The 10,537-nt window shown below is 61.2% G+C and carries 6 protein-coding genes and 2 pseudogenes; 5 read left to right on the top strand and 3 right to left on the bottom strand.

Features of this window, described 5'->3' with window-relative positions; translation table 11 throughout:
* On the bottom strand, positions 1-2,381 hold a 2,381-nt coding region (locus tag ABIB91_RS34400; RefSeq protein ID WP_354171135.1), incomplete at its 3' end, for a VCBS domain-containing protein.
* Between the two features lie 2,302 nt (positions 2,382-4,683).
* A complete protein-coding gene (locus ABIB91_RS34395; protein ID WP_245285872.1) occupies positions 4,684-5,163 on the bottom strand; it encodes a hypothetical protein in 480 nt (159 codons plus the stop codon).
* Positions 5,164-5,839: 676 nt separating this feature from the next.
* On the opposite strand from ABIB91_RS34395, the gene ABIB91_RS34390 reads away from it, so the two are divergent.
* The 4 genes and pseudogenes from ABIB91_RS34390 to tnpC (ABIB91_RS34375) form a co-directional block, all read left to right on the top strand.
* A complete protein-coding gene (locus ABIB91_RS34390; protein WP_354171133.1) occupies positions 5,840-6,184 on the top strand; it encodes an H-NS histone family protein in 345 nt (114 codons plus the stop codon).
* 429 nt (positions 6,185-6,613) lie between these two features.
* A complete protein-coding gene (gene tnpA, locus ABIB91_RS34385) occupies positions 6,614-7,066 on the top strand; it encodes an IS66-like element accessory protein TnpA (RefSeq protein ID WP_354128772.1) in 453 nt (150 codons plus the stop codon).
* A complete protein-coding gene (tnpB, locus tag ABIB91_RS34380; protein ID WP_354171131.1) occupies positions 7,063-7,419 on the top strand; it encodes an IS66 family insertion sequence element accessory protein TnpB in 357 nt (118 codons plus the stop codon). The genes tnpA and tnpB overlap by 4 nt, the downstream gene beginning before the upstream one ends.
* A 69-nt stretch (positions 7,420-7,488) precedes the next feature.
* Positions 7,489-8,268 (top strand): annotated as a pseudogene (gene tnpC, locus ABIB91_RS34375) (IS66 family transposase); the annotation flags it as partial.
* 230 nt (positions 8,269-8,498) lie between these two features.
* Here the strand turns inward: tnpC (ABIB91_RS34375) and ABIB91_RS34370 are convergent.
* Positions 8,499-9,497, bottom strand: a complete 999-nt coding sequence (locus tag ABIB91_RS34370) for an IS110 family RNA-guided transposase (protein WP_028146080.1) — start codon at positions 9,495-9,497, stop codon at positions 8,499-8,501.
* 63 nt (positions 9,498-9,560) lie between these two features.
* On the opposite strand from ABIB91_RS34370, the pseudogene tnpC (ABIB91_RS34365) reads away from it, so the two are divergent.
* Positions 9,561-10,313 (top strand): annotated as a pseudogene (tnpC, locus tag ABIB91_RS34365) (IS66 family transposase); the annotation flags it as partial.
* Between the last annotated feature and the right edge of the window lie 224 nt (positions 10,314-10,537).

Below are 10,537 nucleotides of genomic sequence, written 5' to 3'. Positions count from 1 at the left end.
CCGGACAGCAGGTCCAGCGCGTAGGACGGCGCACCTTCGGCCGCCGTCGAGGTCAGCGCCGCCGTAACCGTCGGCGCGTCATTGGTGCCGGTGATGGTGACGTCGATCTGCTTGGTGATCAGGCCGCCATTGCCGTCGTCGAGGGTGATGGTGAAGCTCTCGACCTTGGTCTGGTCCTTGGCCAGATACTCGACGGCGGAATCCGCCACGGTGTAGGTCCAGGTGAGCTGGCCGCCGGTGCCTGTGCCGGTGGTGTCGCTGTCCTTGACCGCGGTGAGCGAGCCGAGCACGGAGCCGATCGGGGTGCCGGTGGCCGAAACCAGATGCACGTCGGTGAGGTCGACGTCGCTGAAGGAGATGGTGCCGCTGTCGGACAGGTTGCCGGCTGGCGTGACCTGCTCGGTGACCGCGCCGGTCAGATCCTGGGCGGTGATCACGGGCGCATCATTGGTGCCGGTGATGGTGACGTCGATCTGCTTGGTGATCAGGCCGCCATTGCCGTCGTCGAGGGTGATGGTGAAGCTCTCGACCTTGGTCTGGTCCTTGGCCAGATACTCGACGGCGGAATCCGCCACGGTGTAGGTCCAGGTGAGCTGGCCGCCGGTGCCTGTGCCGGTGGTGTCGCTGTCCTTGACCGCGGTGAGCGAGCCGAGCACGGAGCCGATCGGGGTGCCGGTGGCCGAAACCAGATGCACGTCGGTGAGGTCGACGTCGCTGAAGGAGATGGTGCCGCTGTCGGACAGGTTGCCGGCTGGCGTGACCTGCTCGGTGACCGCGCCGGTCAGATCCTGGGCGGTGATCACGGGCGCATCATTGGTGCCGGTGATGGTGACCGTGACGATCTTGTCGACCGTCGAGGTGCCGTCAAACAGATGGACCGTGAAGGTCTCGGTCTTGGTCTGGCCCTGCGCCAGATATTGGATCGCGCTGTCGGCAACCGAGTAGTTCCAGGTGATCACCCCGCCGGTGCCGGTGGTGTGCGAGTCGTCGGTGGTGACCGACGCCGTCAGCATCCCGAGCGCCCCGGCCGACGGAGTCACACTGGTGACGCTGTGGGTGTCGGAAAGGTCGACGTCGCTGAACGACAGCATACCGCTCGCGGTCTCGCTGGTCGGGTGGGCGTCCTCAGTCACCGCGCCGCTGGCGCCAACCGTGATCACCGCATTGTCGTTGGTGCCGGTGATCGTCACCGTGACGATCTTGTCGACCGTCGAGGTGCCGTCAAACAGATGGACCGTGAAGGTCTCGGTCTTGGTCTGGCCCTGCGCCAGATATTGGATCGCGCTGTCGGCAACCGAGTAGTTCCAGGTGATCACCCCGCCGGTGCCGGTGGTGTGCGAGTCGTCGGTGGTGACCGACGCGGTCAGCATCCCGAGCGCCCCGGCCGACGGAGTCACACTGGTGACGCTGTGGGTGTCGGAAAGGTCGACGTCGCTGAACGACAGCATACCGCTCGCGGTCTCGCTGGTCGGGTGGGCGTCCTCAGTCACCGCGCCGCTGGCGCTATTGCCAGCGCCAACCGTGATCACCGCATTGTCGTTGGTGCCGGTGATGGTCACCGTCACCGTCTGGGTAGCCGTCGAGCCGTGGCCGTCGTTAACGGTCACCACAAAGCTCTCGGTGACGCTCTGACCTGCGGCTAGATACTGGGCGGCCGAATTGTTAAGCGCATAGTGCCACTGCACCGAGCCGTTGGCGGCATTGGGCGCCTCGCTGACCGGGTCGAGCGAGAAAGTGCCGAGCGCAGTGGTGTTGGAAGCGACCGCCGCGAACGTGGCCGAATGGGTGTCGCTGAGATCGGCGTCGTTGAAGCTGATGGTGCCGGCCGCGCTCTGCGAATCCGAGGGATCCGGCGTGGTGTTCGCGTCTTCTACCACCGAGCCGCTCTGCGGACTCGATGTGATAGAGACGGAGTCGTTTGCGCCATTGAACTGGAGCGTCACCGTCGCCCAACTGAGCGTGCCGTTGCCCAGCTGGATCGCGTAGGTGAACGTATCCGTCAGCGTTTGCCCGGCCGCCAGCGCCTGAAGCTGCGTGTTGATGTCGCCCTTATCGTAATGAACGGTGCCGTCCGACTCGATCCAGATGCGCGCACCGAGCGCGCTGCGGTCACCGGTACCGACCATTCCGGCAGCGTCACTGCTGTACGCCAGATCTTTGACCAGCAAATCCGCAGGGGCGTAGTTCTTGGTGGACGCAGAGGTGCTCGTTCCGTCGTCCAGGGAGAACAGCGTCTTGGCCGCGCCCCCAAGATCATTTGCCAGCACGTTCAAGATGAGAATGTTGCTGACGTCTTCCGTAAACGAGAAAATGTCCGTGTTGGCTTGCGGAGCATTGCCGAACGAAACCGTGCTCCCGCCGCCCGTTGTCTGCGTCGCCATAGCTTAAATCCTCTGGGTGATGCGCCGTCCGCATTCACGAACCGGCACAAATTGCACAATGGCGCGGGGATGATCGGCCGTTGCCTTGTCTACGCTGCTGAAGAAAAATGCCGAGCTGCTCAGCAGGCCTGCCGTCCTGCTCAGCGCTTCGAAAATGTGCAAAGAGAACACGTGCCGCTCAAGCCAGTTTGGGGCTGGAGCCGCTCCGAGCTCGTGAGCGGATGCCGTGACAGCCGCCATGTTTGCAAACCGTAAACCTGTCTGGATCGAACGATCGCAAGTTGACGAAGAAGAATTCGACATTGCGCGAGCCCGGCCGAACATTGCTACAAAATGCGTGCACGTCATTCGCAACCTCGCCTGCCAATGCAGAGCAGGGAGCGTCGCCGCAAAATCAATTCACGCAAATTGGTAGCGCTCGCTCGAACGGCGATAGGTCCGCCGACCGCAGCTCCATCAACTGCTGCCAAGTTACGCGAAAGATCTAGCGGTATCCCCCCTTGCCCATCGTGGCCGGTGCTTGGCCGCCCACGTTTGGCAATCATTGATTTTGCAATATTCGCCACTTCAGAAGCGACAACAGTGACCAAGAAGCGTCACGATCATCCACTCTCGATTAAACCAAACTTATTTTAAATTAAAATGGCAGTCCATTTATTAGTTTATACGCCGCATTTAATGATTAATGCATCAAAATCAAGAAGAAGGAGGCTCTTGCGCCACTCCTTGCGAGGCGACCCCGGAATTTTACGGCATTTACCCACATGCACTCGGTCCGCGAGATGGTCATTGCTACGCGTAGATCGACAGTCGCATGGAGCCAACTGGAGCAAAACTCAGCCCTATCTGCGAAGACGAGGCATGAAAGCAACAGCCTCGCAATGCGTTGCGCGTGATTATTAACTTGCGCACCCGACGCGATCCAGGCCCGCCCCGCGTGACGCGGCGAACTTGGCTTTCAATGCGATGCTGGTCATCCTCTCATGGGGTCAGTAGCCGTCCTGGTCGCCCGGCGCACGTTCCAGAGTGTGAGACCATTGCGGGACTCCATGGTGGTGCGCTCCAAGAGCGAAGCGGGTCGCCAGACCGCTGACGCAACCCAACTGCGGGTTATGGCTCGGTAGCCGGGGCACGTGCCCTGGAGGGCGGCGGCGAGAAGAGCCCTCGGTTGGGATTTCTGACGTTGCGATGCTCGCGCACGGAGCTTCGCTTCTCGTGTTGCTGCGCCGCACGTTTTCTCGTTCGCTTTACCGCGCAACAGGTCCCCGCGAGCAAGCATTCGAAATCGATGTGAAGCTTAAACCGAAAGCAGTTCCCCGTCGGCTTACAAATGGAACCCAAATTGACCGCCATTAAATGAGAAATTTGATTATCTCATATAATCATGATGACTCCATCGCAAAATTGAAAAATATGTTTGGGGAAAACATGGGAGGTTGAAATGGAAGCTGCCCGCCGCCTGCGTGCAATGGCGCTGCTGTGCCGACAGACCGCCGCACTCCAACCTGAGAGAAGCTGGAAACTGCTTGCAGAGGCAGAGTACTGGGAGCATCTGGCGGCTGCGGCTTCAGCTCATTGAGCTTCGGTCGAGTGTTCTTTCTTTCGCTTTCGTCGACTTCTTACTTCAAATCATTTCTGAGGCATGTGATGTCGAGTACGCGTCAGATTTTTTCTAGTGCTGTTCTGAACGAACGGCACCAGGCGCTTCTGGAGGAGCTTAGAGAGGTGGAGAAGCTTCGAAGTAAGCTCCGACATGTAGAAGCAAGAACAAGAAGACGGCGTACCAAAGCGAGCGGCAGAGCAAGAGCCGTTTAGAGACCGACGGGACCGCAGTAGCGAGCCTCGGTGACGACGTCGCTGCGACATGTCGGCAACCAGCCAGGCCGGGGTGCCTCACAATGCTCAAACTAACTCGGCGGCGAGACCGGCCGTCTATTCAGGATCGCGCGTTAGCTCCGACCTTCATTCGACGTTGCACTTCGGAACACAGCAACGAGTCGATCGCCTTGCCAAAGCTCAACGTCGTGCTCGTCATGCATTTGCTCGGCTCGGCGTCTCGCCGCCTGCTCATCAATGCAGTCGAGCTTTGCAGCGCAGATCACTTGCCGGCTGCCGTCCACCACGAACACCTTGTACCGCATAATGCAGTCCGATCCCAAAGGCGACCGTCATCGTACTCGAATGTCCGTCTAAGGCAGTGCCAAACTAGGTGTGGCGCACGGAATCTTTGTACGTGTGGCAGTTCGGCTATACCAGCTCGTGGAATCCATTGATTGCGCGGCGACTGTACCTCGCATCTAAGCTAACGTAATCTCCACGCATGCCGAAGCGTGCGGCTCGAGCTCAAGAGCGAGAGGCCACCAAGCGTCATCAGCAGCACACCGAACCAGGCCGTCCAGCTGCGCGCTTCGCCGTGCGCCTCTGCAGTGCGCGCGCCCAGCGGCATATCTTGAGGTGCGTCGGCGAGAAGCTGCCCAACGTCGACTTGGCCCGGCACGGAGTGTTCGGAGGTGAGCTGGTTGGGAAGATCGACAATGGGGGCCGCCGACCCCGTGCCGAGATTGGAAGCGGCATCAGCTACCTTCATTTCGGGTACAGGCGGCTGAGATTGCTCCGGCGGTGCGGCGCGTAGCAACTCCGCGCGCGCATCAACGACCGCGCTCCACCTCGTCCCGTTCTCGTCCAAACTGGCGCTGCGGTCTTTGGCCACGCGAGCCCGAATGGGCTTCTTCACCGTCGCGATGCCCTCGGTCAGGAACCAGCATTTGCGGCGACCGTCCATTCGGTAGACCCAATGCTGTCCACCAGTGGTCGAGGTACCGGGACGCGGCACGCATTCGGCTTGCGGCGGAGAGGTTACCGTGGGTTGGGGCGTAGCAGTATTGAAGAAGTCGGCAAGAGGGGTGGAAGACGCAGGCGCCGCCGATAAACCTCCGACAAGCACCAAACTGGCGAAGTACAATCGCAAATGACCGGACATCAAAAACTCCCGGGTGCGCCCCACCCCCGCTCGAACCTTAGCGGCGACAACGGCTCCCATGCGGCTTAAATCGGGCGGCGCAATGAATTAATTGTACTCTTGGCCACCTGATTAATATGCTGGTCCGGAACTCCAGGGGTGCAACACGAGGCAGCGCGATCGATTCATCGGGCCTCCTGAGTTGTGCCGGGCCTCGCTCCCCGCTATCCGCGCCGCCGCCGCACGGCCGATCGCCATCTCGCGCTCGTCCCCGAACACGAAAGCGCCTGGCCGAGGGGGAGTTTGTGGATGTCACGAGACGTGGCGACCCCTTCGCAGCGAATTAAATACTCCGCCACGATATTACCACTGTCGCGCCTTCCTGCTACCTCTCGCATTAAATATGGATTGGACGATCAATATTTAACTGAGGGCTTGTCTGCTCCCGGATTCCCGACTTGTCTGCCTGGGCCTTCTGCCCAAGATTAGGGATGGAGCCATGAACACCGCGCATTTCAATTCGCTCTCCGTTGACGAGCTCTGGATAGTTCACCAAGAGGTCGCCGCCAAACTCACTCAGAAAATGTTGGTGCAAAAAGCACATTTGGAGGAACGGCTCCACAGGATTGGACTAGCCAACGAGGCCACGCGGTTCAATCGCAAGCGCCGTCCATACCCGCCCGTTCGTCCCAAATATCGCAATCCGAAGAACCCAGCGGAGACGTGGTCGGGTCGCGGCAGGCTGCCTAGATGGCTGCGGCCGCAGCTTCGAGGCGGCCGAGATTTGGACGATTTCCTGATCGGCTTCAGCCCAAAGGCGGCAGAACAATTGAGCGCCGACTGAGGCATTTTGGGATGGGAATGCTGGCGCCGGCTGCTACCCTTGGGCTCTGAGCTTTTCACATCATCGTTCAAACGCGGGTCATGACCATGCTTGTAGGCATGGCCATAGCGAGCGCACTTGCAATCTGGCTGATGGTCTCGCTGAATCGCTCGGGGGGGCTCGCGGCGCAGTGAAGACATCGACGAGAATCTCAAGCGCGCGATGGCCCGCGTCTAGTCGTGGTGCCCTCTGAAGTGCCGCCTAACCGCATTCCACGCTCGAAGGACTGGACGGAGGAGGACGACGAATAGAACTCTGATTGCAACCGGCGTCATCCCGCGCTGCAGGAGAGGTGGGTCGTGATCGTCGGAGCGTAAGCGCTGTTTCGGTCCCACCTTCCATTGAAGGCGTCGAACGAGGAATGATCGATCTCTGATTGGAGATCGGCTTGTGTCTAAGCTTGACCATATGCTTGAGCCCAGGACCTCGGTTCGTCGGGTCGAGGTCATCACGGAGAGCGGCCGACGGCGGCAGTTCTCGGCCGACGACAAGGCGCGGTTCGTCGAGGAGACGCTGGCCCCGGGAACCGTGGTATCGGAGGTCGCGCGGCGGCACGGATTGTCGCCGCAACAGCTGTTTACGTGGCGCCGGCAAATGCGACAGCCGGTTGCGATCCCTGTGGGATCCGAGCCGCAGACGTTCGTGCCCGCTGTCGTTAGCCCATCGTGCACGCCGCCGGAGCGCTCACCGCGGCAGCGCCGACGACTTCGGAAGACGCCCGAGGGGGCGGAGAACAGCGGCATCATCGAGATCGAGATCAACGGCGTCGCCGTCCGGGTCGGCCGCGGCGCGGATGCCGCGACGGTTGCGGCCGTGATCCATGCGCTGAAGACCTGCACGTGATCGGTCCGACGGGCGCGGTGCGGGTGATGGTGGCGACCAGGCCGGTCGACTTCCGCAAGGGTGTCGAAGGGCTCGCGGCCCTGGTGCGTGAGAGCATCCAGGCCGATCCGTTCTCCGGCGCCGTGTATGTGTTCCGCGCCAAGCGCGCCGACCGGGTGAAGCTGATCTATTGGGACGGCACGGGTGTGTGCCTGTTCGCCAAGCGGCTTGAGACCGGTTCGTTCTGCTGGCCCAACGTGCAGGACGGCGTCATTCGCCTGACCGCGGCGCAGCTGTCAGCCTTGCTCGAAGGACTGGACTGGAAGCGCGTCCACGCCGCGCGCGAGACACCGTCGCCGATCCAGGCGAGTTGAACTGCGGCACAGTGAATCAGTATGCATGTCGCGCTCGCGGGATGCCGCGACGCATGGTGTAATCGCATCATGGCGACGACGGCCGACACGCTTCCGGACGATCCCGGCACGCTCAAGGCGATGCTGCTGGCCGAACGGGCGCGCGCCGCGCGGCTCGAGCAGATCATCAAGGAGTTGCAGCGTCATCGCTTCGGCCGCCGGGCCGAGACGCTGCCGGAGGACCAGTTGCTGCTCGGCCTGGAGGAGGTCGAGCAGGTCGAGGCGAGCAGTGATGCCGCAACCGATGCAGCCAATGCTGCCGAGCGATCGAGCCGAGCCGCACGGCGCCGCAGGAACAGAGGAGCGCTGCCGGCGCATCTGCCGCGGGTCGAGATGCTGATCGACCTCGACGATCACGCCTGCCCTTGCTGTCAGCAGGCGCTGCACCGGATCGGCGAGGATGTGAGCGAACGATTGGATATCGTCCCGGCCCAGTTCCGGGTCCTGGTCGTAAGGCGGCCGAAGTATGCCTGCCGGGCCTGCGAGACCATGGTGCAGGCACCGGCGCCAGCGCGGCTGATCGAGGGCGGGCTACCGACCGAAGCCACCGTAGCGCAGGTACTCGTCGCCAAATATGCCGACCATCTGCCGCTGTATCGGCAGGCTCAAATTTACGCCCGCCAGGGCCTCGAGCTGGATCGCTCGACCCTGGCCGATTGGGTCGGGCGGGCAGCCTTCCTGTTGCGGCCGGTGCATGAGCGACTGCTCGCGAGGCTGAAGCAGTCGACAAAACTGTTTGCCGACGAGACCACCGCCCCGGTGCTCGATCCCGGACGCGGCCGCACCAAGACCGGCCAGCTCTGGGCCTATCTATGGACGGTCCCCGCTTTGCAAGGCCATTTGCTTTGTTTTGGCTAACGATCGTTTGCAGCTATCTATCCGGCTTTATGGCATGCCACGAGCCTTGATGAGATCCGCGGATCGGCGCCCAATTACGTTGGCGAGCTCTGAAGCTCGATAGGTCCAACGGGCTTAGCCGACCCCGGTCCGACCGGTTGCCATCACTCTGCTTTGCCCTCGCAAACGGAACCTCGCCCGATTTATACTTGCGCGCGGTATTCTTCACCATTGGCCATGATCGCCCAAGCGATCCGTGCAGTTTTGTGAGCGAGCGCCACCGTCACGACATTGAAGGGACGCCTGCCGAGCAGCTCTGTTATCCAGGTATTGGTGACCTGATGGATACGGACGCGATGAACGGCCGCTCGGGCGCCATGTATTAGCAACTTACGAATGTAGCCGTCGCCGCGCTTGCTGATACCGCCCAAACGCTCCCTTCCCCCGGTCGAATGCTGCTTCGGTACTAATCCAAGCCAGGCGGCGAAATGCCTTGCCGAAGCGAACTGTTGTGGATGATCGACAGACGCCGCCAGGGCGGTGGCGGCAAATGGGCCGATGCCCGCCACCTTCATGAGACGCCGACAGACTTCATTGTCTTTGGCAGTTGCAAGGATCATTTTCTCATGGCTTTCAATGTGAAGCTCAAGGTCTTCGATCTGATCGACAAGGATTGAAAGAGCGCTACGCGCGCTCTGTGGGATGCGCTCGTCAACGTCCACGAGTGCCATGAGCTCTCTCGCGTTTGCTTTTCCCTTCCCGGTCACGATTCCCAACTCGCCCAAATGACCACGCAGAGCATTTATCGCGCCTGTGCGCTGTCGAATAAGCAAATCTCGCGTGCGATGTAGCATTAAAATTCCCTGCTGTTCGACGGTTTTTACAGGGACAAAGCGCATGCCAGGCCGTTGGACGGCTTCCCAGCACGCCTCCGCATCAGCAGCATCATGCTTGTTTGTCTTCACGTAGGCTCGGACGTAGCGAGCCGGCATAAGACGTGCTTTGTGTCCAAGCTTTATTAGTTCACGAGCCCAATGATGAGCGCTGCCGCAAGCCTCAAGACCAACGAGACAACTTGGAAGCCGTGAAAAGAAATCGAGAACCTTCCCGCGGGCGAGCTTCTTGCGGATAATTTCTCCATCCGCCGTAATCCAGTGGATTTGAAACCAGCTCTTCGAGATATCAAGCCCGATTGTCACCATAGCTTGTCCTCCTTCTTGGGGTGCCCTTTCGCAGCTTATCAGGGCGGGGACCGTCCATCTCATTATGCCCGCGACGACCGGCCCTGGGGCGGCACGGACCCGCCCGCCGTCGCCTATGTCTACGCTCCCGATCGCAAGGCCGAACGGCCGATCGTCCACCTCGCGGGTTTTGCCGGCATCCTCCAGGTCGACGGCTATGCCGGCTATCGGGTCCTGGCCGAGCGCGGTGACGTAGAACTGGCGTTCTGCTGGTCCCATGTGCGCCGGCGCTTCTACGAACTCGCCGCGGCCGGTCCCGCACCGATCGCCAGCGAGGCGCTCGAACGTATCGCCGGGCTCTACGTCATCGAAGCCCAGATCCGCGGCCGCACCGCCGATGAGCGTCGCGCCGTCCGCCAAGAGAAGAGCCGGCCGATCGCCGACGAGTTCGAACCCTGGCTGCGCGCCAAGCTCAGTCTGATTAGCCAGAAGACCAAACTCGCGGAGGCTATCCGATATGCGCTGTCGCGTTGGGACGGGCTGACGCGCTTCATTGCCGACGGCCGCATCGAGATCGATTCCAACGTCGTCGAGCGCGCTATCCGCCCAATCGCGCTCAACCGCAAGAACGCCCTGTTCGCTGGCTCGGACGGCGGCGGCGAACACTGGGCCGTCATCGCCTCACTGATCGAAACCTGCAAGCTCGTCGGCGTCGAACCCCACGCCTATCTCGCCGACGTCATCACCCGCATCGTCAACGATCACCCGAACAGCCAGATCGACGAATTGCTACCCTGGGCCTATCTCGCTACCCAAAAACGCTGGCGCGTGGCCTGAGAACATCGCTTACGTCGGAGCGACCGGCCGTTGTGTTGATCGTCACCGGAGATGGAGTTCCTGCTCGCCGAGTAGGTGCCGGTCTGCGCGAGGGCAGGACAACTACAACGAACAGAACGTTCACCAGTAGCCATATTCCCACAATGAGAAGGGCAGTACGCACGAGGAACGACCATCGTTGGATCTAGAATCTGCCGAGGTTACTCCTGCCTCATACCCGGCAC

The organism is Bradyrhizobium sp. JR4.3, assembly GCF_040547695.1.
Taxonomy (GTDB): Bacteria; Pseudomonadota; Alphaproteobacteria; order Rhizobiales; family Xanthobacteraceae; genus Bradyrhizobium; species Bradyrhizobium canariense.
Note: the sequence above shows the minus strand (reverse complement) of the source record. Positions and strands in the feature narration are given on the sequence as shown.